The organism is Alteromonas sp. ABH4_456, assembly GCF_056160645.1.
The window spans coordinates 95,117-120,877 of record NZ_JBSWXO010000002.1 but is presented as its reverse complement, the minus strand read 5'-3'; the positions used below and the strand labels follow the sequence as shown (position 1 = coordinate 120,877).

Annotated in this window: 24 protein-coding genes; 17 read left to right on the top strand and 7 right to left on the bottom strand. The window is 49.1% G+C overall.

What is annotated here, in order from left to right; translation table 11 throughout:
• The first annotated feature begins 41 nt into the window (after nt 1–41).
• Complete coding sequence (locus ACXAG2_RS03610) at nt 42–2,375, top strand: glycosyltransferase family 61 protein (protein ID WP_474864627.1); 2,334 nt, start codon at nt 42–44, stop codon at nt 2,373–2,375.
• Between the two features lie 93 nt (nt 2,376–2,468).
• Here ACXAG2_RS03610 and ACXAG2_RS03605 read toward each other — a convergent pair whose 3' ends face one another.
• The 4 genes from ACXAG2_RS03605 to ACXAG2_RS03590 all read right to left on the bottom strand — a co-directional run bounded on the left by ACXAG2_RS03605 (nt 2,469) and on the right by ACXAG2_RS03590 (nt 7,943).
• Entirely contained in the window at nt 2,469–3,974 is a 1,506-nt protein-coding gene (locus ACXAG2_RS03605; protein WP_474864625.1) for a S10 family peptidase, read from the bottom strand.
• 139 nt (nt 3,975–4,113) lie between these two features.
• Nucleotides 4,114–4,527, bottom strand: coding sequence for an alternative ribosome rescue aminoacyl-tRNA hydrolase ArfB (gene arfB, locus ACXAG2_RS03600; protein ID WP_474842383.1), 414 nt, complete (start codon nt 4,525–4,527; stop codon nt 4,114–4,116).
• 5 nt (nt 4,528–4,532) lie between these two features.
• Nucleotides 4,533–5,429 (bottom strand): DUF2608 domain-containing protein, encoded by an 897-nt coding sequence (locus ACXAG2_RS03595; protein WP_474864624.1) that lies wholly within the window; start codon nt 5,427–5,429, stop codon nt 4,533–4,535.
• Nucleotides 5,430–5,549: 120 nt separating this feature from the next.
• Nucleotides 5,550–7,943 (bottom strand): TonB-dependent receptor, encoded by a 2,394-nt coding sequence (locus ACXAG2_RS03590; protein ID WP_474864622.1) that lies wholly within the window; start codon nt 7,941–7,943, stop codon nt 5,550–5,552.
• Nucleotides 7,944–8,203: 260 nt separating this feature from the next.
• On the opposite strand from ACXAG2_RS03590, the gene ACXAG2_RS03585 reads away from it, so the two are divergent.
• The 4 genes from ACXAG2_RS03585 (at nt 8,204) to ACXAG2_RS03570 (ending at nt 10,197) form a co-directional block, all read left to right on the top strand.
• Entirely contained in the window at nt 8,204–8,503 is a 300-nt protein-coding gene (locus ACXAG2_RS03585) for a hypothetical protein (protein WP_474864621.1), read from the top strand.
• Between the two features lie 57 nt (nt 8,504–8,560).
• Nucleotides 8,561–9,121, top strand: a complete 561-nt coding sequence (locus ACXAG2_RS03580) for a CBS domain-containing protein (protein WP_119502926.1) — start codon at nt 8,561–8,563, stop codon at nt 9,119–9,121.
• A gap of 89 nt (nt 9,122–9,210) precedes the next feature.
• Nucleotides 9,211–9,660, top strand: coding sequence for a hypothetical protein (locus tag ACXAG2_RS03575; protein WP_474864619.1), 450 nt, complete (start codon nt 9,211–9,213; stop codon nt 9,658–9,660).
• Nucleotides 9,661–9,768: 108 nt separating this feature from the next.
• Nucleotides 9,769–10,197, top strand: coding sequence for a hypothetical protein (locus ACXAG2_RS03570; protein ID WP_119502924.1), 429 nt, complete (start codon nt 9,769–9,771; stop codon nt 10,195–10,197).
• A 12-nt stretch (nt 10,198–10,209) separates the two neighbouring features.
• On the opposite strand, the gene ACXAG2_RS03565 is transcribed toward ACXAG2_RS03570, so the two are convergent.
• Nucleotides 10,210–10,995: a siderophore-interacting protein gene (locus tag ACXAG2_RS03565; protein ID WP_474864617.1), complete on the bottom strand. Its 786-nt coding sequence runs from the start codon at nt 10,993–10,995 to the stop codon at nt 10,210–10,212.
• Between the two features lie 340 nt (nt 10,996–11,335).
• Entirely contained in the window at nt 11,336–11,896 is a 561-nt protein-coding gene (locus ACXAG2_RS03560) for a BON domain-containing protein (protein WP_474864615.1), read from the bottom strand.
• A gap of 309 nt (nt 11,897–12,205) precedes the next feature.
• Here ACXAG2_RS03560 and ACXAG2_RS03555 point away from each other — a divergent pair, with 309 nt between their 5' ends.
• The 4 genes from ACXAG2_RS03555 (at nt 12,206) to ACXAG2_RS03540 (ending at nt 15,171) form a co-directional block, all read left to right on the top strand.
• Nucleotides 12,206–12,586, top strand: coding sequence for a hypothetical protein (locus tag ACXAG2_RS03555; RefSeq protein ID WP_474864613.1), 381 nt, complete (start codon nt 12,206–12,208; stop codon nt 12,584–12,586).
• 38 nt (nt 12,587–12,624) lie between these two features.
• On the top strand, nt 12,625–12,981 hold the full coding sequence (locus ACXAG2_RS03550; protein WP_474864611.1) for a GAF domain-containing protein: 357 nt from the start codon (nt 12,625–12,627) through the stop codon (nt 12,979–12,981).
• A 70-nt stretch (nt 12,982–13,051) separates the two neighbouring features.
• Nucleotides 13,052–13,933 (top strand): response regulator, encoded by an 882-nt coding sequence (locus tag ACXAG2_RS03545; protein WP_474864986.1) that lies wholly within the window; start codon nt 13,052–13,054, stop codon nt 13,931–13,933.
• A 110-nt stretch (nt 13,934–14,043) separates the two neighbouring features.
• Entirely contained in the window at nt 14,044–15,171 is a 1,128-nt protein-coding gene (locus tag ACXAG2_RS03540) for a hypothetical protein (protein WP_474864609.1), read from the top strand.
• Nucleotides 15,172–15,221: 50 nt separating this feature from the next.
• On the opposite strand, the gene ACXAG2_RS03535 is transcribed toward ACXAG2_RS03540, so the two are convergent.
• Nucleotides 15,222–16,325, bottom strand: coding sequence for a Gfo/Idh/MocA family protein (locus ACXAG2_RS03535; RefSeq protein ID WP_474864607.1), 1,104 nt, complete (start codon nt 16,323–16,325; stop codon nt 15,222–15,224).
• 219 nt (nt 16,326–16,544) lie between these two features.
• On the opposite strand from ACXAG2_RS03535, the gene ACXAG2_RS03530 reads away from it, so the two are divergent.
• From ACXAG2_RS03530 to ACXAG2_RS03495, 8 genes are all read left to right on the top strand, one after another.
• Nucleotides 16,545–17,861: a methyl-accepting chemotaxis protein gene (locus ACXAG2_RS03530; RefSeq protein WP_474864606.1), complete on the top strand. Its 1,317-nt coding sequence runs from the start codon at nt 16,545–16,547 to the stop codon at nt 17,859–17,861.
• A 169-nt stretch (nt 17,862–18,030) separates the two neighbouring features.
• Nucleotides 18,031–20,568, top strand: coding sequence for an efflux RND transporter permease subunit (locus tag ACXAG2_RS03525; protein WP_474864604.1), 2,538 nt, complete (start codon nt 18,031–18,033; stop codon nt 20,566–20,568).
• Between the two features lie 12 nt (nt 20,569–20,580).
• On the top strand, nt 20,581–21,399 hold the full coding sequence (locus ACXAG2_RS03520; RefSeq protein ID WP_474864602.1) for an outer membrane lipoprotein-sorting protein: 819 nt from the start codon (nt 20,581–20,583) through the stop codon (nt 21,397–21,399).
• Nucleotide 21,400: 1 nt separating this feature from the next.
• Nucleotides 21,401–22,732 carry a hypothetical protein gene (locus ACXAG2_RS03515; RefSeq protein WP_474864600.1) on the top strand — a complete coding sequence of 444 codons (1,332 nt, stop codon included), beginning with the start codon at nt 21,401–21,403 and terminating at the stop codon, nt 22,730–22,732.
• 2 nt (nt 22,733–22,734) lie between these two features.
• Nucleotides 22,735–22,962, top strand: a complete 228-nt coding sequence (locus tag ACXAG2_RS03510; protein ID WP_474864598.1) for a YgaP family membrane protein — start codon at nt 22,735–22,737, stop codon at nt 22,960–22,962.
• Between the two features lie 180 nt (nt 22,963–23,142).
• Nucleotides 23,143–23,583: a MarR family transcriptional regulator gene (locus ACXAG2_RS03505; protein ID WP_474864596.1), complete on the top strand. Its 441-nt coding sequence runs from the start codon at nt 23,143–23,145 to the stop codon at nt 23,581–23,583.
• Nucleotides 23,580–24,647: an HlyD family secretion protein gene (locus tag ACXAG2_RS03500; RefSeq protein WP_474864595.1), complete on the top strand. Its 1,068-nt coding sequence runs from the start codon at nt 23,580–23,582 to the stop codon at nt 24,645–24,647. Before ACXAG2_RS03505 ends, ACXAG2_RS03500 begins: the two co-directional genes overlap by 4 nt.
• A gap of 1 nt (nt 24,648) precedes the next feature.
• Nucleotides 24,649–25,728, top strand: coding sequence for a DUF2955 domain-containing protein (locus ACXAG2_RS03495; protein WP_474864593.1), 1,080 nt, complete (start codon nt 24,649–24,651; stop codon nt 25,726–25,728).
• Nucleotides 25,729–25,761 lie beyond the last annotated feature (33 nt).

Sequence of the window (25,761 nt, the reverse complement as noted above, 5' to 3'; positions counted from 1 at the left end):
GTGCTAATATTGCGCCGTTCAAACCGGATAGAGCAGAAGTATTGAGTAAGCGCGTTATTTTTCATATTGGTCCTCCGAAAACAGGAAGTTCGGCGATCCAACATTTTCTTCATTCCCGTCGCGATACCCTTTCCCGTCTCGGGGTGGATTATCCGAAACACGACATAGACGGGAATGGTATCAGTTCAGGGAATGCCAGAGTTGTCTGTAGGGTTGATGAGCACGGGAAACTGGCGCTCGATGAGCAAAAGCTGAAGGCTGTTATCAACAAATTTCGCGCTTCGCCTGAACATCAAATTTTGCTTTTCAGTTCAGAGTCCTTTTTCAGAATTGCCACAGACATTGTCGATGCGCTTCCCGATGTTGAGATCCTTTGCTTTATTCGTAATCCCATCGAGTATCAGCTCTCAATTTATAATCAGTCGGTGAAAAGACACGGCAATACGAAGCATTTCAGCGCCGGCAGGAGATTGAATCTCGGGCAGTGGCAGCGATTGCAGAGTCTTCAGAAGCGGGTCAGTCCGTCCTGTTTTCACTGTTTCGCATTTAAGTTGCCTGAAGACAACGGAAGCATCATTCAGGACTTACTCGGTGTGCTGGATATTGATATGCCGGCAGACACAGGCCGGGGCGCGATTAACACTTCATACTCATATCCGGCACTGGAATTAAAACGCTGGTTAAATCAGTTTCCAATCTCTGCTGTTCAGGCTGAACTGGATGCTTATTTGCAGTCAGTCAGTGATGGCAAATCACGTTACCGTCTCATTGATGACAACCTGCTGGCAGACTATAAAAGCCAGTTGTCTTCGACTGCCTCCGGTTTCAGTTCGCTGCTTAGCGAACATGAGTGGGAATGGTTAGCCGGGGCGCATGAAAAAATTGAAGCTTTACCAGTGCGGGATCAGCAGGAGAACGGTTCTGTTGTCAGTGATATGCTGCAACAACTGAAGCAGGACAAGCCCGGTCTTTTCCGGTCTCTTGCATCTGTTATTTCTTCGGCGGAATCTGTTGAAGGAGACGCGCAGCTTAGAGCGCAGTTTCGCCTTAAAGGTTTTCATTATGTGCTGGGAACAGGAAAGATGCTTGCAGCCGGCACGATTAAGCGCCTGAAAGACGCACTGTCGGGACGCAGTGCCCTGGCCGGAATCAAACCGGTTAAAGGGAAGCTGGCTTGCGTGAAACGGGCAGAGATTATCAGACAAGGCCCGGGATCCAACCCGGGTATTGTCAAAGGCGGGATCCGCTCTGCGCAGGAAGTTCCTCAATTCGCCGCCCAGTTCCGGTGTTCCAATGCCCGCTCTGAGGATCCTGTTCCTCAAAACGTGACTGACGGGGAGTTTTTAGCTGCTCAGCCTGAAACACACGCGGTTAAGAAGGGAGAGTTCTTCTACGGCGGTCCGGTTTTCAGTAACTTCGGGCATTTTCTGGCAGAGTCGGTTCATCGTCTGGCACCGCTACAGCAGATAAGACAAAGCTACGGTGACATGCCGGTTATCTTCCTGCCACAAAGGTTCAGACAAAAATCATTTATTAAAAAAGCGGTGTTGCCTCCCCGTTTTTACGAAATTCTCGAATATCTTGGAGTAAGTAAAAAAAATATCGTCTTACCCGGTAAAAATATTCGTACGGAATCACTGTGGGTCTCACCCCAGCAGAGTTTTTTCCGCGCAAGGAACCCGGTTTCAGTGGAATATTTGTCTTTTTTAACTGCACGTGAAAAAGCATCGGGGGTGGTGGCGGATCCTTCTCTTCCTAAGCGGTTATACGTCAGCCGTGAATCATTCCTCATGAGAGGAGCATTTGCCGGAGAAGGTTATCTTGCTGCATTCATGGCGCGACAGGGCTTCACTATTTTTAAGCCTGAGAGCGCAGATATTGTGACTCAGCTGAAATACTACAAAAGCGCAGAAGAAATCGTATTTGCCGAAGGGGCGGCTTTGCATGTGCTCGAGCTGATGGGCGAAATCCAAGCAAAAATTACTGTTCTGCAACGGCGTAATCAGACTGATGTGCTGTTCCGGCCGTTATTAACTGCACGCTGTCAGGATGTGGCCTTTTTTGGTGATCTGGTTGAATTGCAGTCTTTGTATGTGCCGCCAAAGCAAAACAGTGCCGCTCACGGCAGTGCGTTGTCATTTCTTGATGCGGATGCGCTGGCAGATTTTCTTGCTGAACGCCTTAAATGCGAAACCCTTGATGTGCCTGCTTTAAGGCAGGCCTCAGCCGGGGATGTGGTGCGTTACTACAGGCAGTATGCCACTGCGCTGGCCACAAAGCCGGCGACGAAACAATATCTCAGCCGCTTTGAGCAGAGGGTTAACGTGATGATAGGTGAGGGTAAGCTGGACCTTCCCGCTAACTGGAAAAACTGAGCTTGTAAACACTGCCAGTGACACTGGACAGGGATGCCCGGCGGTTTTTCGCCGGACATCTGAGTCAACAAATACAGGTAATCGAGGTTTAGATTAGCGATTGCCTTTCATGTCGTCGTAAAAAGCGCTGATATCTTTCGCCAGCTTTTCCATGTCCGGCTTGTGCAGATACATCATATGGCCCGCTTCGTAGTTGTGTTTGATAACGCGACTGTTATCAATACCGTAACGGCCGAAAGTGTAATCGCCGTCAAACAGTGGCGTAGCGTAGTCATAGTAGCCACTGGCCAGCATCACTTTCATAGACGGATTAACCCGCATTCCCTCAGCCAGATCTGCAGAGGTATTGACTGTATGAGGTTCTCTGCCTGAATCGCGGTAGTAAACCCAGTTGCGGCCTACATCACGGTTGCTGACCAGGTAGTCTCTGTCCCAGGTCACTTTTAAATCATTCATCAGATAGTGTCTGAGTGCCGCATTGTAGGCACCGGAAACACCAGTGCTTGAGGCGTCATACTTGGGCGTGATGTCCAGATCGTCAATTTCATCAATGGTGTAGCGGGAGTCACTGCGGCCCAGTGCGATGCCCTGGTCTGCCAGTAACAATTTGCGCTGACGGGTTGCATCCACACGCAGGTTACCCCGCTTGATCAGCGTCTCATTCAATCCGGTAAAATAGGCAAGTTTTGCTGCGATTTTATCGAATTCTGCAGCAGGCAGGGCTGAGCCTTTAAACAGAGCCGGCAGGTATTCGTCAGTGGCAAACGCTTTTGCATCTTCCACCAGTTTTTCCAGTGAAATACTGTTCTTGTCTATTTTCCCGTGATACCAGGCGGTCGCTGCCATCGTTGGCAGGTAGGTCACAAATGAAATCATGTTGTCGGCTTCTGGGGTGCTGCCGGCGTAATCCAGTGCCTGGCTGATAAGAATAAGGCCGTTGATGCGCAGGGGACTTTTTCTGTCGTTAAGATACGGCAGCATGGCGGCGGCACGGGTGGTACCGTAACTCTCACCGGCGATAAACTTAGGTGAATTCCAGCGGTTGTTTTTCGCTATCCACTGCTTTACCACTGCACTGACGCTTTCAGCATCGGCAGCAATGCTCCAGAAATCTTTAGCCGTGCCTTCTCCGGCAAGCTGGCTGAAGCCTGTGCCGATGGGATCAATAAACACTAAATCGGTTTTATCCAGCGGGCTTAACGGGTTGTGAAGAATTTTGTAAGGCGCATTGCCTGCATCCTGCGCATCGCTGGGTACTTCCACATATTTAGGGCCGAAAATACCCATGTGCAGCCATACTGAAGATGAGCCCGGACCACCGTTAAAAACAAAGGTAACCGGCCGGTTTTCATCTGATTCTGCCACATAGGACGTTGTCACTGCATCGCCGGTCACGTCACCCTCTTTGTTAGTCAGGTGCATATTACTCACCGTCGCAGTGTATGAGACAGTTTTGCCGTTAAACTTACCTTTATGTTTGGTGACAAAGGACGTCAGTTCAGGGACTTCCGTCTTCGTGTCCTCAGCAGGTTTGTCTGCGGCGAACACAGGAGAACACAGGCTTGCAGCCAGCATTCCGGCGAGGAAAAGTGTTTTCATTGTTATATTCCGGTTGTTGAACCCGTGCCATACCGGCACAAAACAATAAGATAATCACAGCCGGAAACGGGCGTACAGGGGGAATCTTTATCTTTACCTGTGGGTGCGGCTAATTACAGTTGTGCAGCAGAGCAGGGGGTCAGAAGTCCACTTTTTTGCGCATCTGTTTACGCTCACTTTGTTGTTTCTTAGAGGTTTCACGGCGCTGTTTAACGCCTTTACCGATGCGTGTAGGCCTGCGTTTTTTCTGCACTTTTGTCGCCTGAGCAATCCACTCAATCAGACGTGCCTGTGCGTCCTGCCGGTTTTGCTCCTGAGTGCGGAAGTTTTGCGCCTTAATCACAAACACGCCGTCAGACGTCAGCCGGGTGTCGGCCACCGACAACAAACGGGACTTTATATTGTCCGGCAGCGAGGAGGCGTTCACATCAAAACGTAAATGAATAGCACTGCTCACCTTATTGACGTTCTGTCCCCCCGAACCCTGCGCGCGGATAGCCGTCATCTCCAATTCGGCTTCATCAATACGCAGGGACGGTGTGATTTCCAGCATTGCCATCAGTTCACCGTGAGACACAGACCATCTGAACGGCCCGGAAACACGTCCAGCAGGGTTTTATTCAGCTTATCGTAGTCTGCAGCCATTTTATCCGCCTGCGCTTGGGTGAGTACGCTACCGTGACGGGCAATTCTGGCATCTTCAACACTGGTGTAATAAAAAATATCCATGTCTGTGTTGCCGTCTTTCCAGGCGGTATACATGTTGTCGATATTTTTGCGTGAATCGTCAATGAAAATCACGGCATCGAAATGTCTGCCGGTTTTATTCAGGATCCAGTGCAGCATTTTTCCTTTGTCCATGCCGGTGGTCATCATTACGCCCTGACTGTAAGTCAGCTCCCGGTCCATCTGGTGGCGGTATTCCGGCATGACGCCGCTTTCCAGCGTCAAAGCAGACTGACCAAGCTCAATACCGTTACTTTTGAGTTCCCGTTCGGTCGCTGAGCGGTAGCGGGGATCCCGCGATGTCAGTGCCATCACCGTATTGCCCGCAAGCTGCCAGCTGGCCACAATTTCGGGTACCAGCGGGTCGGTGACTGTCATCGGGTTGAGTTCATATAACATGCCGATGGTATCTTCAAACAAACACGATACTTTCTGCGCCGGTGTGGGTTTTACATCCAGCTTTCCCCGTTGCCACTGATACCAGATATCGCCACCCAGATCGGAGGCGCTGGTCAGCAGGGTATTATCAATGTCCGACACAATCAGTACATTCGCCGCACCGTAGCGGGCATTCAGGGTTTCTACAGCCAGGTTCACTTCAGCGAAATTTGCTGTTTCCGTAATGGTCGCAGAGCCGGTTACCGGGGGCGGTGGTGTGGCACTGCAGGCCGATAAGGTTGCCGCCACGATCAGCGGCATTAATGATGAGTAAATCCGTTGCTTCAACATGAAAAATGACAATTTAAAATGGCAAAGCCCATTACTCTATCAGGTTGTCTTCAGGAGTGAAAAGCCCCGGTAGAACAAATTTACCGGGGCTGTCTGTGTATTGACTGATGACAGATGAGGTCAGAATACCCAACTGGCGAAAGCTGAGAACGTACGGGGCTGTCCGACGCCAACGAATTCAGTGGATTCCACATCGTCATAAATGCCTTCAAGCACTTCATCGGCTTCGCCATAGGTCCCGAAGGTTTCAAACTCTTTATCGAACACGTTGTCTACGCGGAGGCCCAGTTCCAGCGCCTCTGACAACTGCCAGGAAGCTGATACATCAACCAGCGTGTATCCGCCCAGCTTACGGTTTTCGTTAGCTTCATCGCCGCGGAAGTATTGTCCGCCGGTGTAGTTAACGGTAGCACTCAGGGTAAGGTTTTCCATTGCCTGCCAGTCTGCATCAAATCCTGTCTGGAAAGCTGGCTGGCCCGGGATACGGTCACCGGCCTGTACCTGACGATTGCCGCCCAGCGGGTTTTGCGGACTGAAAGAAGTAAACTCAGACTCGAAAGTGGCTTTCAGGTAGCTCGCGCTGGCGCCCAGAGAAAGCGTGTCAAAGTGATAGCGGCCTGCAACTTCGGCACCCTGACGACGGGTATTGTCCACATTCACAAAGTAACCCACGGAAGGACGGTCACCGGCTTGCTGGAAAATAATATCGTCTTCAGAGTCGCTGTGGTAAACCGCACCGGCCAGTTCCAGGTTATCTTCAGCCCATGCGAGGCGCAGCTCCAGAGTATCTGTGACAACCTGTTCCAGTGGTGGATCGGCCACAAAGCCGTTAGGAAGTTTACAGGGATCGTCTTCGTCCGCGCAGGACAGTTCTGCCGGGCTTGGCGTACGTGATGACTGACTGTAGCTGGCTGTCAGTGTGAGGGCATCCCGGTGGTACTGCACGCCAACGGAAGGATTAAACCGGTTAAACGTATGGTCGCCGTTCAGTGAGCCTTCGCCGGTTTCAATTTGATCCATCATCTTTATTTCAGAGCGGTTGAAGCGGCCGGAAACCCACACTTGCCATTCATCAGTCAGGGTAATGGTATCGCTTAACAGCAAATGATAGTGGGTGACATCAGTTCTCAGGAAAACCTCAGAACCGGCATCATAGACACCGATACCTGTTACGCCACGGGTATCTTCGGCGGTGTCGTTGGCCAGAATGGCAAACTCAGTACGGCTGTTAAAATCAATGTTTGCTCTGTCGATACCCCCACCGAACACCCAGTTGTGAATCTTATCGCCGGCTTTGGTGCCACTCAGCTCAAAACTGGCACCGTAACTGCGATTTTGAGTGAGAGATGTATTGGCTGTGCCGTCCAGTTCATCAGGGTCTATATCGCTGATGTCTTCCAGAGGCACTTCCGGCAGATAGCCAACGAACTGAACCGGCGTGTCACCTTCTTCATCGTCGTCATCGTCATCGTCATCGACGGCGTCCTCTTCTGCCTCGTCATCATCATCATCATCGTCGTCTCCTTCCTCGCAGAGCGTTTCGCCAAATTCGGTTTCACACTCTTCATAATCACTGTCATCACCGTTGTAGGTTTCAATTTCGTTTTCACGGTAGTAAACGTTAACGGCAAGCTCAACGGAATCGCTGAGGTCCCATTCGTGATTCAGACTGACAAAGGTCAGGTTAGTCATTGTCTGGTCGGGGCGGGTGTATATGGCGTCGCGGCCCTCATAAGGAATGAGGTCTACCGGGATTGCTCCGTTACCAATCAGGTCGTTGTCGGCAAGAGACAATGTTAATTGTGTCCGGCTGTCTTTGGTCTGGCGGCTCAGCGTACCAAATAACTGCTTTACTTCGCTGGGGGAGAAATCCCGCCAGCCATCTTCTTCATAAAAACTGGCATTGACGTAATAGCCCCACTCACCATTATTGCCGCCACTTTCAACGGTAGCGCCTTTCTGGCCGAAATTACCGCCCTGTACGGTGAGTTTATTGTCTGTAAAGCTGAAGCCGGTTTTACTACGCAGGGACAATGCGCCCCCCAGCGTGTTCTGGCCGAACAGCGGGTTAGCACCGCTGACTATGCTCACGTTGTCCAGCGCAGTCATGGGGACCAGATCCCAGTTTACTGTATCGCCAAAAGGCTCGTTAAAGCGGGTACCATTCAGGTACACCGACAGACCCTGAGGTAGTCCCAGTAAAGGCGAAGCGGTAAAACCACGGTATTGCACATCGGGCTGAAAAGGGTTGTTCGTCACATCATTAATCGACACTGAAAGCAATTCGCTGTCCAGTAACCTTGCCAGTGAACCACCGTTGGCTAGATTAATATCTTTTGACCCGAGGGTGGCATTCACCTGAGAGTTATCGTCGCTGTACGCGGACAACGGGGTTTGTCCTGTTACCTCAATCAATTCCTGCTCGTCCCAGTTTACCGCTGCATGTGCTGTCAGTGGCAGAACTGAGCTTACGGTCAGTGCGATAAAGCTTCTTCTAAATGTTTTTTCAGTCATGGTGAGCATCCGGTTTTTTGTGCTTTCTCACAGGTTAGAGTAGACGCTGTTTACAGAAAATTAACTTATAGTGGTAACCGGAATGGTACTTTGGTAGCGAATACCCGACTAAAAATCAGGGTTATTCACCGGCGTTATGTTTTGCCGAAACGCGATGAGTATCCGATTATTGCGCTGAAGTGTAGTTTGAATTTTTGAAAATCGTCGTATGTTTATAGTGTGAGCCGGTAATTCTTTGACTCACATCAATGGAGAACACGATGCGTTTCTGGGCTGTTGCACTATGGTTGCTGACTCTGCTACCCGTTTTGGGTGATAGCAGTGATGTTGCTATGGGCGCAAAATCTGCCGCAGTCATGTCAGCCAGTGACGGGCAGGTGCCTGAAGTCACAAAGAATACCGTCACTGACGCCGAGTCAGACAGTGGCAACGGTATTCTAAATCCTGTTCATAACGCCATTGTCATACAGCCGTTCAGCGAATATGCAGATATCCGGTTGATTCCTTTGCGGGGCCTCGTTCAGGCCTACAGTATCAGAGGACCACCGGTATTTTCCTGATGTTTATGCTCCCGCTACTGCGGGCTATCCATGACCAAATAAACAAAGGAAATTATCATGCACGTATTACCCTTATTCAAAACTGAGAATGTCGATAAACTCGCCTGGCCAGCAGCGCAAAACCGTTTGACCTTGCAATCGCCTGCGAGTGCTGTTTTTACTGATTTCAAAGAGCACGTTCCGCTGGTAATCGATTACGATGCTAAAGCGACGGAACTGGAGCATCTGATGAAACAGTCCCATGTGAAAATGAAAATTGTGCTGGATAAGAACGACCAGTTCGCGGGTATCGTGACACTGGCTGACCTTACCGAGCAGCGTATCATGCAGAAAGTTGCCCTGGGCACGTCCCGCAGCGATCTTATCGCGGCGGACTTTATGCAGCCAAAGTCAGCCTTGCAGTCATTCGATTACGAACAGATCCAGCAGGCGACAGTGGAAGATATTATCGAAACACTGAAAGACAACGGCCAGCAGCATTGTCTGGTAATTGACCGCAAGGAACACGTGATTCGTGGCATTATAAGTGTGAGCGATATTGCCAGAGAATTACGCCTCCCCCTTGATATACAAGCACAGCCGTCATTTTCGGCGCTTTCCAGCGTCATTGCAGCCTGACACGGACCGGATAAACTGGCTGGCACAGATTACTGTGCCACCGGTTTTCTGGTATAATTCCGCCGTGTTCATTGCCCTCAGTAAAAATTATGAAGTTTGTTCACGGCGAATTCGATATAGCATTATCAGGCAACATCATGCTGACTCAGGCATACGGGCCCTGGAATGCTGAATGCGTGGTGGCATTTGGTGAAGCCTACCGGATTGAACGTCAGCTGTTAAAAGCAGACACATGGTCTGATATTGTGATACTGCGCGGCGAAAGCCTGCTTATTCCCGATGCTGAGCGTGTGCTTGGTGTGCGGATAGCTGCGGTTGTGCCGTTAGGTTTGAAAAAAGTGGCTATCGTAACCGCTGAATCCTCAGTGAGTGTTACCGCGCGCATGCAGCTCACCAGAATGTATGACAGCCTTGACGTTGAGTACGATTTTTTCAAAACGTATTCTGAAGCAAAGGCCTGGCTTGAAGACGCGGGCTTTTCAACGTCTGCGCAATCAGAACAGGCATTCTGTGCTCATCTTCCCGCTTCTGTGCTGTAATCCTCTCTCTTTTCTTTTAAAAGCCCCCTTTACAGTAAAAAATTCATAAACTGGAACGTTTCTCGCAAGTCACTGTTTAATATCAGTGAAAAATGAGGAGTGTCGGGTATGCATGCAATGGGAACGTCACCGGCAGTAGTGATGAAAGCCTATGTAATGGCTTATGAATCTATGGGCATGACACGTCTGGAAGCCGCGAATTTACTGGGTATTTCAGAAGTGGCTCTGGATCAGAGTTTGTATGTGGGGTTTGAGGAAACGTCGCAGGAGTGTGAAGTTCAGGTCGCTTTAATACGCCTGTACCATTTACTGTTTGCGTTGTCAGATGGCGACAGCCGGTTGATTTCTGAGTGGCTGAACCGCTTCAACTTTCATTTGAATGCCGTACCGGTAACGGTGTGTCACAACCTGGCAGGGATTTTATATCTCACAGATTATCTTGAGGATATGCGTGCAGGGGATGCTATGCCCTTCGTGGATATCAAAGGGCATATTCATGCGGCTAACGATACAGAGGAAGAACAGTATCATCGTTAGCCTGGAGGTTGGCTAGGCGCCGGCTTCGTATTCTTCCATATCTTTACGCTTATCCACCTTATGCTGGTCTTCAGACCGGCCTTCACGCCAGTAACTGCTGATATACAGCTGGTCGTGGGGGATACGTCTTTCTTTAGCCAGTAACTGGCGCAGTGCCCGCATATCTGAGAACTCACAGGCTACCCAGGCAGCCGGTGTACCCGGAAGCCAGCTCAGTGCTGCCACTTCATCTGCAAGACTGTTTGCACCGGTTACCCAAATTACGTTTACGCCGGCAGGTTTCTCCAGAGGTTGGATATCATCTGCGGTGGTAACCTTGATGACGGCATAACCCTGTGTTTGCGGCCCCAGTTTTTCCAGGTAGGTAGAAATGGCTGGAAGGGATGTCATATCGCCGGCGAATAATACCCAGTCGAAGCTGTCTGCCAGACCTTTGGAGCTGCCCGGTCCGCCTACACAAATTTGATCACCGGGTGCTGCACTTTTTGCCCAGTGTGAAGCCGGGCCGCTTGCCACGCCTTCACCATGCAGCGCCATGTCGATATCCATAGTGCCGTTGCTGCGATCCAGTTGACGGATGGTATACGTGCGAAGCTGCGCATCTTGTAAGGACGCCGGTGGCACTGACAAGGGATTACCATCAAAATCAAAAAGCAGCTTAACGTATGCTGTTGTATCGATATCGGGATAAGCTTTCAGGGCATCGCCGGTCACGGTGATACGGCGCATATGAGGAGTAATTGCAATGTTGTCTTTTACTGTGAGACAGGCGGGTTGTCTTGGCTGTCTTTTTTCCATACTTATTTTCTCTTCTATTAATTCAATATCATTTTAAATGAGAACAATTCTTAAAAACAACGCATTGTTACGAATGGTGGGTATCTGTATAACCGATAAAATAGAATGAAAAAAAGCCGGAACACAAAGGTTCCGGCAAAAGACATTTAGGAATACACATGGAAACAAAACAATGAAAGCACTCTGTTGTTTTGTGATTTTAAATATAGGACTGACTGCTGCTTTATTCGACATGAAAAACTATATCTGCGTAGTATTCCCGATACCAAAAAAAGCTCCCGCCATTTGGCGGGAGAAAATCAGAGGTTTTGGTTAGGCCGGGAAAGGCCTGGAGGGGAGATTAACTGTCAACAGACAGTTCACTTTTAACGTCAACAACGTCATCAGTGTTCTTTGCAATGGCTATGATCAAATCGCGCTCTGTGAGCGATTCAACCTTGCCGGTAAGGGTTACAATCCCTCGTAAAGCATGGACATCAATGTCGTCGCCTGACAGTCCGGATTCCAGCAAAAGTTGTGTGCGTATCAACGACACCATTTGCGCATCCCTGACTCCATGGAGCAAGGTGACAAGGTCACCCTCCAGTAATGCAGGCTTTACAACATCCAACTTGTTTTCAACTGATACTACGCCACCCAGTGACGCCGCAACTTCCTGTGCGAGTTCCCTGTTAACTTCACTGTTAACTTTGCCGGTTAAAATAACCTGTCCCTTGCTCACATCCGTGCGAATATCCATCGTATCGAATTGACCACTAAACAAGAGTGCCGCTTCTACCTTGCCTGCAATTGCATCATCCGTCGCAGATTGCGTTGGCGAGGCTGAAATCCCTTCAGCAAGAAGTGACGTTGAGAACACAGTCATGACTGTCATTGTCAAAGCGGGAATTATCCGTTTCATACTCTGTTCTCCTGTTCGTTGTCTGTTGCAAACAATAATGCCAGTGGCGTGCCAGATTATACTTTTGTACTAAATATGATGTTATTGTACTGGTTTTTAAGGTTTTTTATGGTGTTTAATGCGGCGTGATAAAAAGGAGGAGAATCCGTGTGGGAAAATTTTACCTGCCAGTGTGTCTATATTTTCATACACAAACTTAGATAACTGACTATGGATAGAGGGGGGAACGAGTCATTACTCAATACCGGATTTATACTTTAGTTGAAATTTACTTTCCGTGGTCGACCAGTCGTCTTAAATGTATGCATAATGGACAAGTCGACCACTATTCCTGATGCCGCCATGAATACAAACAAATGTGAAGATGAGCAGATTCACCTTATTGAATCCGTACAGACTTTCGGATACCTGCTAGCGGTTGACCCCGTTTCCTGTCAGGTGAAAGTGACCAGTGAGAATTTATCTGACATTCTCGCGTCTCCGGTTTTTCCGGGTCAGTCATGCTTCACAGAAATAGTAGAAATGCCGGACAACGCTCAGGAAATCTTGTCTTCTTTATATGAGCAGGCCAGAAGCACAGCCAGGCGGCACAGTTATGAGTGGACCTTTAAAAATAAAATATATAAAGACTATGCCGGTGAAGTTATCGGTGAGGACTGCCATGAAGAGTTAGTGCCGTTCAAGGGTTGAAGTTTCCCGCATCAGATATTCCTTCCCAGGCTCGTGCCTTGTACGTAAAAAACATGGTGCGCTGTGTCTATGATACCGATGAGACGCCCGTTAAGCTGATCCCGTCACTGAGTGAAAGTGAACGCAGCCCTCTGGATTTATCGCTCTCCATGATTCGGGGCGTGTCGCCGGTGCACTTGCAGTATATGCGCAATATGGGGATCCGCGCTTCGTTCTCAGTGTCCCTTATCTACGAAAGCAAATTATGGGGCATGATTGCCTGCCACCACCGTGAACCTAAATATGTTGAGCAACGCCGGCGGTTAATTTGTGAAAGCTTAAGTCAGGTATTTACCTATCAAATGCATGGCAAAAGTATTGAGGTGAAACGAAACTCTTACCAGACCCGCCAGTAGCACCTTAACCGTATCATCGAGTAACCCTCTTGACGGTATTGAAGACGTGCAGGCGGCACTATTGAATACCATGCGTGTATGCGGTGTTGCTGTTGTGACGCCCAACTCACACTATCTGATAGGCAGAACGCCAAGCTTTGAAACTGTGTCTCACCTGTTTCACAGTTATGCAAAAGACAGCAGTGGTGAGTCCAAAACCACCGCACTGACCCGTATCAGCGACGACATTATAGCTAATTTCAAATTAAACGGGGTCAGAGGTCTGTTCATTTCTCCCGTATCCAGCCGTCACGGGTATTATACCATGTGGTTTCGGGAACCAGTCGATACCACAATCCGCTGGGCAGGCAAAGCCTCTCACAATAAGCAGGGCCTGGGCCTCGGTTTGTCCATAGTGAAAAGCATTGTAGAAATGCATGGTGGTGATATATGGGTCAGTAGCGATGGTGAAGGTATGGGGACCACGTTTTATGTCACTGTTCCAATCGCGCCCGTTGCCAGCCCGCTGCCAAAAAGACAAGCGACTGATGTAGTAGAAGGCAGTGCAGCGCACAGCGACAGGCTCAGCGGACTGCGAATTCTGGTGGCTGAGGATGAAGAAGACGCCAGAAAATTCCTCCGTCTGTTCCTCGAATGCCACGGTGCACAGGTCACATTGGCCAAAAATGGCCTGGTTGCCTGGCGCATTCTTAACGAAACACCACTGGCGTTTAATTTGCTGTTGTCTGATATTGGCATGCCGGAGCTGGATGGTATTGGTTATATCACTAAAATTAGGGGCAGTGATCATAAGGAAATCAGAGAGTTCAACGCCGTTGCGCTTACCGCTTACGCTTACACCGCAGACAGAGTCAAAGCGCTGAAAGCCGGATTTTCGAATTATGTCTTTAAGCCTGTGGATGCTGAAGAGCTGCTGACCGTGCTGGAAATGTATAAACCGGAAGGTGAATAAAAGGGCGGGTCAGAAATGGCCCGCCCGTCTTGCTGTAACTGTTTTTGCTTTATCCCTTTCTTGTCATTCAGTAAGCTGCGTTAATCAGTTTGCTGCCACGGAACCGGTTGGTGAAAAAATACGGAATAATACTGACACTTGCTTTAGTCATCCTTGCCGGTGTTGTCTTCTTTTTAAAACCTGATAAACCGGCTAATAGCACGGCCCGGCTTCCACAAACAATATTGATAAACACGCCTGCGGAAGAGCTGCAACCTCCGGTCACTGCTGAACAAGATGAAAGCACTGAAAAGCCGGAGCCAGTAATTGATCGTTTCCCTTCCTGTCCGCGGTTGAGTCCCGACGACTACACGCTGATTGAAAAGAAAATAGAAGCCTTTTATGTAGAAAACCTCAGTTCAGAGAATGAACAATCACGCCTGACCGCGCTCATGATGACCAGCTTTGAAGATGAGGCTGCGATGAATGCGTGGCAATCATTTTTGTCTGAATATCCCCGCAATACAGATGCGCTTCGGGAAATATTGCGACTCTGCAGTCTGAACGCTTCCCACTCAGTATGTAACCGTGATCTTGTCCATCAGGCAGAAGAGGCTGGCCGTGATGATGGTGAAACCTGGCTGAACCTTGTGTTATTTCATATAAAGCAGAATGATCATGAGGCTGTACTGGCATCGCTTGAAAATATGGTGCAGGCCAAAAGTTATTCTAATCATTATGCCCGGTTCGTCTCCCTGGCGCTGGATTCCGTGATAGCTGAGCAGGTGGCACCTCTTGAAGGTGCAGTGATTTATGCGATGGGTAAATGGGCAGCCGGTACGTACAAATATAATCTGCTCAAAACATGGTGCGGGAGCAGGGCTGACGAGCCTGCTGTTGCCAGTGCATGCATTGCGGCTGCAAAAGATATAGTGGCAAGAGCGCCATTAGAGTTAGAAAAATTAATTGGTCATGATATAGAGCTCGATATTTATACGAAGCAGGGCAACATGGCGATGGTTGATGCTGTCAGAGAAGAAATGGACGCTGATGCCACCCCGGACCATCCGCGTCTTGCGGATGCTCTGGATTTGATGATGCATGACCATGCACTTTTCTATACCTGGCTTAATGCATTGCAGCAATCCAGTGAAGAAGACGCTATTTCAGCCCTGATAAAAGAGGCCGCCGATAAATCTGCTGACCCCTCATATCAACCTTGTCGCACAGAGTCCGACCCGCCTTCTGTGTCAGAGTAAAATCATCAGCAGTGCGCCGAAAATTATGAACAGATTATCTGGCTGTTGTATTACTCTAAAAGTATACGACTTCCTGTTTGAGCGGACTTAAAAATGGCGTTGATGATCTTAACGTCACGCAATGCATCCCCCGCCGTAACCAATGCGGGGCCGGTGCCCAGAATTGCCCTGGCATCATTGTCCATTTGAAGTGTTTGTTGCATGGCACTTATCGGAGGTAAGGTTTCGCCGTTACTGGCCGTACCCGTAACGCCTGAGTAACTTTGCATAGGTTTAAGCTGATACCAGCCCTCCTTGCAGTTTGCTTTGAAATAATTGAAGCCCCTCACAACACTGGCACCACAGTCAGCACGGGTACCATCGGCAAATTCCATGGTGAAAATGGTGGTTTCGTCCACTTCTTTGAATATGTCAGGATGAGACTTTTCGTGATACCCGCTCACAGCTACAGGTTCTTTGCCGCTGATGAATCGGGTGCCATTAATGGTATACACCCCCATATCATACAGCGCACCACCACCCATAGCTTTCTGCATTCGCCAGTTGCTTGCTTCTCGGCCAGAACCGGCGTAGCCCGCATAACTTTCAAAACCGGTGAAAGCACCAAAGGGCTGTCGTAAATGATACTCCGCAAAATGACGGGTATTCGGCTCATGCTGCATGCGATACCCGATAGAAAGCATCACTTTGTTGTGGCTGCAGGCATCAATCACAGCCTGACATTCGGCCTCATCCATAGCAAAAGGCTTTTCACACCACACATGCTTGCCAGTGTTGGCAGCCATAACGGAGAAATCTTTATGTGTACCCGTGGGGGTGACCACATAAATCACGTCGATGTCATCGTTATTGGCAATGTCGTTCATTGTCTCGTAGGTATACGTATTCTTATCAGGGATACCATACTTTGACTGCCACTCTGGTATCTTCTCCGGACTGCCGGTAATAATACCCCGTAGTTCACAGTGGCGGGTGGCCTGCAGCGCCGGGGCAAGCAGACGGGTGCTGTAGTTACCCAATCCCAGCAGGGCTACGCCCACTTTGTCTTTCGAAGGGCGGGGAAGAGCAAGCGCAGAAGAAACCGGCACTACTGATGCGATGAGCAAACCGGAACTGGCGAGCTTGACGAACTGGCGACGGTGGAGTGTAGACATAATTGCCCTGTTGTTTGATTTTTGCCCAGTTTTAGCCTAGCTATTATTAAGTGCTTTTTCAATGTCCTGAAACTGACATATGAAAATGGTTAATTTTATAAATCAAGAAATTAGACCACTCTGCCGATAAAGATCACGTAAATTTATATTTACTGCTAATCACGGGATTAAAGACACGTGCGGCAGTCATAAACTCATTAACGACTGGAAATAAATTTTATGTTTAATCGTCACCTCGTCAAAGAAAACGAAGCGCTTCGGGAAGAACTGAACATGCTTAAACAGGTTCGTGAAAGTCTTCGTGATGAGATGATTTTCGTGAGACTGGATCACGCGGGTCGCATTGAAAAAGTGAACCGCCTGTTCGAGGAAGAGTTAGGCTACCGCGGGTCAGAAGTGGAAGGTAAACATTTTCTCGATTTTGTTCCGTCTATTGCGAAAGGCACAGATTATTACAAGAAACTGCATCAGGCGATGGAAAGTAATCATCATTACAGCGGGGCCATTGAGTTTACCCGTAAAAATGGTGAGGAAGCCTGGCTTCGCGGCGTGATGCAGCCCATTTTAGATAATAACGGCAGGGTGCATCACTTTTCCGTTAACCTGAACGATCTCACCAGAACGATTACCATGTCGAAAGAGCATGAAGACTTAGTCGAGGCATTACATAAATCCACGGCGGTCATCGAGTTTGACCTGAATGGTCATATTTTGGAGGCGAATGCCGCTTTCCTCGGGGCGGTGAAATACAGCCTTAGAGACATCAAAGGTAAACATCACCGTATATTTTGTACTGATGAAGAAGCAAGTTCAGAGAAATACAAACAATTCTGGAGCAAGCTCGATCGCGGTGAGTTCGTGGCCGGTCGTTTCCAGCGTGTAGATGCTCACGGTAATACGTTGTGGTTGGAAGCGACGTATAACCCCATTCACGATGCTCACGGCCGTTTGTATAAAGTGGTGAAGTTTGCCACAGAAATAACCGCTCAGGTTCAGCAGGAACAAGCGGTAGCGAATGCTGCTGATATTGCCTATCACACCTCTAATAACACCGATGCTGTTGCCCGCAAAGGTAAAGACGTAATTAATAAAGTGCTGGAGGAAATGTCCACGCTGTCAGAGCAAATGGACAAGGCGAAAGAGGGGATCCACGCACTGGACTCTCAGTCCCAGCAAATCGCAACTATTATCAGCAGTATCAGCGCTATTGCGGATCAAACTAATCTGCTGGCACTGAACGCTGCTATTGAGGCGGCCCGTGCGGGTGATCAGGGACGTGGCTTCGCCGTTGTTGCTGATGAAGTGCGTCAGTTGGCTTCCCGTACGTCTGAAGCCACGGAAGAAATTGTGAACGTGGTGAAACACAACCAGACACTGGCCGCAGACGCCGTAGAACTGGTGAATAAAGGTGATGAACGGGCACAAACCGGACTGGCTTTCGCAGAAGAGGCCGGTGCGGTCATTGATGAAATACAGGAAGGTGCCCGTGCCGTTGTGGATGCCGTCGGTCAGTTTGCCAATCACCTGACAAAATAACCTCACTCTGTTTGCTTTACTAAGAGCGCAGCCCGCACATTAGCCGGCTGCGTTTTTTTGTCTCTTCGTGTTCTGTTTCTCCTGCGTTGACACTCCTTAAAGCAAACAAAAGTTGCAATATAAGAAAATATTTATATAATAAAATTCTTATGTTTATTTTGGTGATCCTGTGAAAAAGCTGTCAGCACGTTTTCTTAATTTTTCTGTCAATCATGCTCTGTGGGTTTATGCGCTTGTCGGGCTGATCACATTAGCGGCTGCTGCCATGATCCCGTACCTTCAGGTCGATACCGATCCTGAAAACATGCTGCCTGCCAGTCATCCTCAAAGAGCTTTTCACAATCAGGTAAAGCAAGATTTCGCGATGCATGATGCCATTGTGGTGGGCGTAGTACCGCAAAATGAAGAGAGTATTTACACACCGAAAACACTGGCAGAAATTAAACAGGTTACCGGCGCAATACTGGCTATTGACGGGGTCATTGATGCGGATCTTATGTCCTTATCCACCGTGGATAACATCACTCAGGCCGGCCCCGGAACAATCCGGTTTGAATGGTTGATGGATAAGGCACCTGAAGATACAGCCGGTGCTGAGCGAATTAAAGAACATATCGAAAGGTTGCCGTTACTTTACGACACGCTGGTGGCTGAAACTGGCAAGGCTGCGGCGATTTACGTACCCATCGCAGATAAAAATGAAAGCTACCGCATCGCAACGGCTATCCGTACTGAAATTGATAAAACGGGGTCGGAGCAGTCATGGTATATCACCGGCTTACCGGTTGCTGAGGACCAGTTCGGTGTCGAAATGTTTGTGCAGATGGGGATTTCTGCGCCGCTGGCCGGCGCCACAATATTCTTCCTGCTATTCCTTTTCTTCCGCAACCTGCCACTTATCATTGCGCCAATGATTGTTGCTATGGTCACGGTCATTGTGACCATGGGCGTGATGATTGGTATGGGATTTACTGTTCATATCATGTCGTCAATGATTGCTATTTTTCTCATGCCCATTGCTGTGGTGGATTCAGTTCATATTTTGTCGGAGTTTTCTGACCGTTATAAGCCCGGCGAGGATGCAGGCGATGTCATTAGCCGGGTGGTGTCCCATTTGTTTACACCGATGCTATATACCTCTGTGACCTCATCTGCCGGCTTCTTTTCGCTGATGTTAACGCCAATCCCGCCCGTGCAGATTTTTGGCGCGTTTGTGGGAAGCGGTATCCTGCTGGCGTTTCTGCTGACACTTATTTTTATGCCGGCTTACGTGTCGCGGATGAGTGAATCATCCTTAGCAAGGCTTCAGCAGGCCCTGCACGGTGATGGTCAGTCTCAGTCCGGAGTCGCCCGGTTCGCTGCAAATATCGGAAGGGCGGCTATGGCATGGCGTCGTGGCTGGATTTTCTTGTTTACTGTCCTGTTCGTTTTTTCTGTTTGGGGCATGACAACCATTCAGATTAACGATAATCCGGTACGCTGGTTTAAAGAAAATCATGAAATTCGTGTGGCAGATCGCGTACTGAACGAACAGTTTGCCGGTACCTATAATGCTTACCTGGTATTAACAGATAACCGTCCGGTACCGGACGCCGAATCCCTGCTGAGTACTCCTGTACCTGCATCATTGAGCACCTGGCGCGAAGACACGCTGAAAAAGGTCACTTCTTCTGATAGCGCCGATGCTCTTGAAGCGCTGGTCTTTGCCATTGATGATGCGTTGTTTGCCGCAGAAGATGATGAAGCCATTGAATGGCTTGAGGGGGCAATGAGTAAAACTGAACTGGCTCTGTCTGCCAGCAAGACGTTTCAGTCTCCGGATTTATTAAATCAAATCAGTGAACTGCAAGGGTACCTGAGTCAAACCGGTTTGACCGGTAAATCAAATTCACTCGCTGACGTGGTGAAAGTAGTTAACCGTGAACTGAGAAGTGGTGAAGACACTGACTACACTCTGCCTGATTCTGAACAGGCTGTGGCGCAAACATTGTTGCAATATCAGTCGTCACACCGGCCCGGGGATCTCTGGCATTTTGTGACCCCTGATTTCAGACAATCCCTGCTCTGGTTACAACTCACCAGTGGTGATAACCAGGCAATGACTGCAGTAACAGAGAAAGTTGCATCCTGGTTTGCAGACAACCCGTTACCTGAGGGTATTGAATACCACTGGGCAGGCAAAGCTTATCTGAATGTGGTCTGGCAGGACAATATGGTAAAAGGCATGACAGAAAGTCTGACCGGTGCGTTTGTCATGGTGTTCATTATGATGGTGGTGTTGTTCCGCTCTCTGGTCTTCGGCATGCTTGCCATGCTGCCGCTTACCATCACCATTTCATTGATTTACGGCATGATTGGTTTTATTGGTAAAGACTATGATATGCCAATCGCTGTTTTATCAGCGCTGACACTGGGCTTGTCTGTTGATTTCGCTATTCACTTTCTGGAACGTGCCCGCGCAATTTATAACGAAACCGGGAACGTTGATATCACTTTGCAGGCAATGTTTGGCGAACCCGCCAGCGCGATCACCCGCAACGCGCTGGTTATTGCACTTGGATTTACCCCGCTTCTGTTTGCACCACTTGTGCCCTACATCACGGTAGGCATTTTCCTGGCGGCTATTATGGCAATTTCAGCACTGGTCACTTTACTGGTGCTGCCTTCCGCCATGAGCCTGCTGCGTCGTTTTGTGTTCCCCGGATAACGGAGAGATTTTATGTTTATTGGTCAACAGTATTTTAAACACGTCAGGGTGTTATCGTTCGCTATTATGTTCACCTTGCCGGCAGCTTTTGCCACCGCTGAGTCTGTGGATGTCACCGCCTTAATAACGGCATCGGAAAAAGCAGCCTATTATGCGGGAGATGACGGACGGTCAGACGCCAGAATGATGATTGTGGACGGGCAGGGACGTAAGCAAATGCGTCAGTTCACTATTTTGCGAAAAGATGTTGCCGACAATGGCGATCAGAAAATGATGGTGTTTTTCAGTCGCCCGGCAGATGTGAAAGACACGGTTTTTCGTGTTGAGAAACATGCCAGCCTGCAGCAGGAAGATGACCGGTGGTTATATCTGCCGGCCCTGGATCTGGTCAAGCGGATTTCCGCCGGAGACAAGCGAACCTCTTTCACTGGTTCCCATTTCTTCTATGAAGATGTATCCGGACGGGCAGTCAGTGAAGATCACTTCACGCTGCAAAGCGAAACCACTGAGCGTTATATCTTAAAGGCAAGTCCGAAAACACCTGATTCTGTGGAATTCAGCTATTACGTCGTTGAAATTGATAAACAAACCACGTTACCGGTGTTGATTAATTTTTATCGTGGAAACGATGAAAATTATCGCCGCGTTGAAGCTGTGTCTGTGGAGACTATACAGGGTAAGCCCACCGTTACCCGCTCTAAGGTAACGGATTTGGCGTCAGGCGGTTACACCCTGATGGAGTTCAGAAATGTGAGTTATGACCTTGGACTGGATGATGATATTTTCAGTGAACGGAGCCTTCGTACACCACCTGTTCAGTGGCTGAAATAGTATGAACAGGCAAGCTACCGTAGCACTGGCACTGTGCCTGATGTCCGGGTTAACCACAACGGGTTACGCGCGGCAGTTCGCGGAAGAGCAAAGCGGTCAGGATGATCTGTGGGAAGACATGGGGGATTGGGATGAAACGGTATCGCCATTCAACTGGTCCGGCTTTCTCGATGTTGCCGGCGGTACCCGGTTGCAGAGCGATCCTTACCATCCGGACAATACAACGCTGGCCGATGTGAGAATGCAGTTGCAGGGGGCGTACACGTTTTCTGAATCAAAAGTCAGCTTTCGCGGCGATGCGTTGTACAACGGTGCGGAAGATAGCTGGCAGTCTCAAATCAGGGAATTGTACTGGCAGGGTAACTTAGGATTTTTGGGAGAAGCCGGCAAATCTGTCGACGTAAAAGCTGGTCAGCAGATCCTTACCTGGGGAACCGGCGACTATTTGTTTCTCAATGATTTGTTCCCGAAAGATTATCAGTCCTTCTTTGCCGGGCGGGACGATGACTATTTGAAGTATCCCTCGCTGTCCATGAAAGTGAGTGGTTACTTCAATGTTTTGAATGTGGATGTGGTGATAACGCCTGAGTTTGAACCTGACAATGGCATCAGCGGTGATATTTTTTCTTACTTTAATCCGCAGACCGGTGGAAACACATCAGACAGACTGTCGGTCAGTAATGAAAATACACCTGATAAACCGGAATTTGCACTGCGCCTCTACCGGACCCTTGCCGGTACTGAACTTGCGGTATACGGTTACAAAGGTTTCAGTAAATTGCCGCAAGCTGCTGATGTGGATGGCATGCCCCGTTACAGCGAACTGTCAGTGACCGGGTTCAGTGCAGTACGTGCCGTCGGACCTGGGCTGGGTAAACTGGAATACGCTTTTCACGATGGTGAAGATACATCGGGTAATGATCCCCGTTTGCCCAATGATCAAAGCCGCTTTCTGGTGGGGTATGAGCAGGAGCTGATAGCGAATCTGACCGGGGGGATCCAGTGGTACACAGAGCTGAATCATGACCATGAAGCACTGATGACCAATTCGCTCTGGCCACAATATGAACCGTCACAAAGGCGTCATGTGTTCACCACCCAATTACGCTATCAAGCCTGGCGGCAAACCTTATCGTTGCAGGCTCTCAACTTCTATTCGCCTACTGACGGGGATGGCTATCTGCGTCTGAAAGCAACCTGGTCACCGGTGGATACCTGGCAACTGGGCGGCGGGCTGAACCTGTTTTATGGTGACGAACCACATACCTTTTACAGTCAGTTCAGAGATGCCTCTAACGTCTATGTCTCATTTCGCTACTATTTCGGAGAATAATTATGTCAGCAGAACGTGCTCTTACAGCTTTCGCAGGCTTTATGGTGTTATTAAGTGTTTCACTCACGTACTTCGTCAGCAGCTATTTTGTGTGGTTTACGGTTTTTATCGGTGCAAACCTCTTTCAGCAGAGCTTTACCGGCTTTTGCCCTGCAACTATTGTGTTAAGAAAATTCTTCGGCTTCAAAACGGAGAAAGAGCTGGCTTTTGCTGCCGGTCATAGTAAGTAGCCGGCCCCGGTTTCCCGCACCTTTAAAGCACCATGCCTTTGCATGGTGTTTTTTGAGTTATCCGCCCTCCTGTCTCTGTTAATCCCCTGTCTGACGAAAATTATCCATCGTGATATTGATTAGCATGCTAACTATATGTTTAAATGGTTAGCATGCTAACTAATTGGATGTGCAGTGCAGATGGAAAACAATATCGGATGGTTACTGAGTCGTGCGGCGTTTGCCTGGCGGCACGCCGTAGACCACTACATGGCGGATCTTGGCCTGACTCAGTCCCGCTGGATCGCCATGCTACATCTCGACCGCACCGGTGAAGGATGCAGCCAGAAGGAACTGGCCGGTGATATAGGCATTGAACAACCTTCGCTGCTACGCACGCTGAATTTGTTAGAAGAGGCCGGGCTGATACTAAGAAAGCCTTGTCCCGATGACGCCAGACGAAAAACCCTCTGGTTTACCGAAAAGGGCAGAGAACTCATGCAGGCCGTTGAGGCCAGAGCATTTGAGGGCCGTCAGCAGATGCTGCGTGGCCTGTCTGATGAAGAACGGTCAGTCTTTTACGTTCTGCTGAGTAAAGTCATCAATAACGCAAACCATATTTCTACTCCGGAGAATTCATGACTGCAGATGCACAATTTAACCGATGGATGCGCGGCGCATTAGTGCTGTTCATTGCCATTTGTGCTTACATTTTTATTGCCGATTTCAATATTCCCATGACACCTCATTCCATGGTGCAGCGTCCTGTTGTGACTGTGGCACCCAGAGTGTCGGGTGAAGTGATCAGCGTAGCTGTGCGAAACAATCAGCTGGTCCGTAAAGGGGACGTGCTGTTTAAAATTGACGGTACTGACTACGAACTGGCGGTGGAAAAAGCCCGCCTGGCGCTGCGGGAAGCGCAGCAGACTAACGACAATTTGCACGCCCAGCTGGCCGAAGCTCAGGCAAGTATTATCGAAACACAAGTTACCCTTGCTGAAGACAAACGTGAGCATAAGCGATTGGCCTCATTAGCCAGTAAAAATCTGGTCAGTACCCAACTGGTTGATCAGAAAATGGCTGAAGTTGAAGCCGCCGGGGCGAGACTGCAGGCTGCACAGGAGCGTAAAAAAGCGTTACAGGTTGAGCTTGGTGATGAAGGGGAAGACAACCTCCGACTTCGTATTGCTTCAAATACACTTAAACAGGCTGAACTGGATCTGGCGCGTACCACTGTTGTAGCACCAGAAGATGGTGTCATTTCGAACCTGCAACTTTCGCCGGGCATTCAGGCTCAGGCAAATCAATCTTTGCTCTCGCTGGTGGTCACAGGTGAAGAACGTGTCGTTGCCGATTTTCGCGAAAAGAGCCTGAGTAAAATAGGTAATAGCGCAGATGCTCTGGTGGTATTTGATGCCCTTCCCGGGGAAGTGTTTCACGCTTCAGTAGTCAGTAAAGATTTGGGTGTGGCCACCGGACAACTTTTACCGGACGGGAAGCTGGCCGAACCGGACGTATCCGACCGTTGGGTACGTGATGCCCAGCGTGTCCGTGTGTATGTTGCATTAACCGACCAGGCATTGCCCGCCGATATGGTGAGCGGCGCACGGGCGACGGTGTTGCTGCAACGTCATGAGGACGGCATCTTTAACTGGATAGGCGCAGCGCAGATGAAGGTTGTCAGTCTGTTGCACTATATCTATTAAGATGGGTATCAGTAAATTGTCCGGTCTTATACTGAAAAAGCAGGGAGACCATCGCTTTATTAATTCTGCCGGGGATTATTCCCCGCAGGACCAGCGTCGGGTGTTGCGCATAGCCCTTGGCAGCTGCGCCGGATTTCTCATCAGTAAATACATGAACTGGCCGTACGGTGTATTTTTTGCTGTCTATCCCATGTTATTACTGGGAATGTTGCCTAAGTTCGACCGCCTGATTGCCTGGCAGTTCCTGGTAGGTGTGGCGGTGAATGTGGTGGAAATCTATCTGCTGAATGTGTTTTTCAAACATCATCCGGCTTTAATGATAATGGGTGTGTTTGCGGTATTTTTTGTTCATTTCAGGTTGATGGCAAAAGGTTCGCACTTTTTGCTCTGGGCCTCCGGGATAGTCACACTCTCAGTGTTGCTCCATTTTTCAAGCTATCCGGATGCATCACTGACCGATATGACAATGGCGGCATTCCTCGCCACGCTGATATCCGTTATTTCTGCAGCGGTGCTTTACTGGCTGATTCCTGAGACTGATCCTATCGCACCGCCACCACAGCATAACGTGACGTTTGCACAGATTAATCACCGCACGCTGATGGGGGCGATTCTGGCGACGCTGTCATTCGTTGTCTTTCAAATTTTCGATTTGAAAGATTCCCTGTCTGCGCAGGTAGCAACGGTACTCGTGCTGTTTCCCATGACCTTCCGCGGCTCGCTGGAAAACTCCATGAAGCGGGCGAAAGGCGTAGCCTTAGGGTGTGCGCTGGGTATTACCGTACAATTATTGATGTACGATCTGATCCGCTATCTTCCCCTGGTTGTGATTGCGATGTTTATCACCGTTATGCTCACGGCACGGCTGCATCTGATTGAACGCACCGGTTCAGGTATGGGCTTTGGTGCCTTAACCACCATCGGCATTTTGTTCGGGCAGTATCTTCAGCCCAATTCAGACATGCTGTACAGCAGTATGTACCGCTTTTCCTCTGTCGTCGTCGCGCTGTCACTTCTTATGAGCCTGGCGTGGCTGCTGGATGGTTTTTTAAATCGATTCGCAATTACGCGAAATGTATGATGCAGTGATAATTTATTGAAGGAAAACAGTAAT

Excerpts from the sequence above, each read along its gene's own strand:
- ACXAG2_RS03605 (WP_474864625.1), bottom strand. The coding sequence starts at position 3,974 with ATGAAAACACTTTTCCTCGCCGGAATGCTGGCTGCAAGCCTGTGTTCT.
- arfB (WP_474842383.1), bottom strand. The coding sequence starts at position 4,527 with ATGCTGGAAATCACACCGTCCCTGCGTATTGATGAAGCCGAATTGGAG.
- ACXAG2_RS03595 (WP_474864624.1), bottom strand. The coding sequence starts at position 5,429 with ATGTTGAAGCAACGGATTTACTCATCATTAATGCCGCTGATCGTGGCG.
- ACXAG2_RS03590 (WP_474864622.1), bottom strand. The coding sequence starts at position 7,943 with ATGACTGAAAAAACATTTAGAAGAAGCTTTATCGCACTGACCGTAAGC.
- ACXAG2_RS03585 (WP_474864621.1), top strand. The coding sequence starts at position 8,204 with ATGCGTTTCTGGGCTGTTGCACTATGGTTGCTGACTCTGCTACCCGTT.
- ACXAG2_RS03580 (WP_119502926.1), top strand. The coding sequence starts at position 8,561 with ATGCACGTATTACCCTTATTCAAAACTGAGAATGTCGATAAACTCGCC.
- ACXAG2_RS03575 (WP_474864619.1), top strand. The coding sequence starts at position 9,211 with ATGAAGTTTGTTCACGGCGAATTCGATATAGCATTATCAGGCAACATC.
- ACXAG2_RS03570 (WP_119502924.1), top strand. The coding sequence starts at position 9,769 with ATGCATGCAATGGGAACGTCACCGGCAGTAGTGATGAAAGCCTATGTA.
- ACXAG2_RS03565 (WP_474864617.1), bottom strand. The coding sequence starts at position 10,995 with ATGGAAAAAAGACAGCCAAGACAACCCGCCTGTCTCACAGTAAAAGAC.
- ACXAG2_RS03560 (WP_474864615.1), bottom strand. The coding sequence starts at position 11,896 with ATGAAACGGATAATTCCCGCTTTGACAATGACAGTCATGACTGTGTTC.
- ACXAG2_RS03555 (WP_474864613.1), top strand. The coding sequence starts at position 12,206 with ATGGACAAGTCGACCACTATTCCTGATGCCGCCATGAATACAAACAAA.
- ACXAG2_RS03545 (WP_474864986.1), top strand. The coding sequence starts at position 13,052 with ATGCGTGTATGCGGTGTTGCTGTTGTGACGCCCAACTCACACTATCTG.
- ACXAG2_RS03535 (WP_474864607.1), bottom strand. The coding sequence starts at position 16,325 with ATGTCTACACTCCACCGTCGCCAGTTCGTCAAGCTCGCCAGTTCCGGT.
- ACXAG2_RS03530 (WP_474864606.1), top strand. The coding sequence starts at position 16,545 with ATGTTTAATCGTCACCTCGTCAAAGAAAACGAAGCGCTTCGGGAAGAA.
- ACXAG2_RS03520 (WP_474864602.1), top strand. The coding sequence starts at position 20,581 with ATGTTTATTGGTCAACAGTATTTTAAACACGTCAGGGTGTTATCGTTC.
- ACXAG2_RS03515 (WP_474864600.1), top strand. The coding sequence starts at position 21,401 with ATGAACAGGCAAGCTACCGTAGCACTGGCACTGTGCCTGATGTCCGGG.
- ACXAG2_RS03510 (WP_474864598.1), top strand. The coding sequence starts at position 22,735 with ATGTCAGCAGAACGTGCTCTTACAGCTTTCGCAGGCTTTATGGTGTTA.
- ACXAG2_RS03505 (WP_474864596.1), top strand. The coding sequence starts at position 23,143 with ATGGAAAACAATATCGGATGGTTACTGAGTCGTGCGGCGTTTGCCTGG.
- ACXAG2_RS03500 (WP_474864595.1), top strand. The coding sequence starts at position 23,580 with ATGACTGCAGATGCACAATTTAACCGATGGATGCGCGGCGCATTAGTG.
- ACXAG2_RS03495 (WP_474864593.1), top strand. The coding sequence starts at position 24,649 with ATGGGTATCAGTAAATTGTCCGGTCTTATACTGAAAAAGCAGGGAGAC.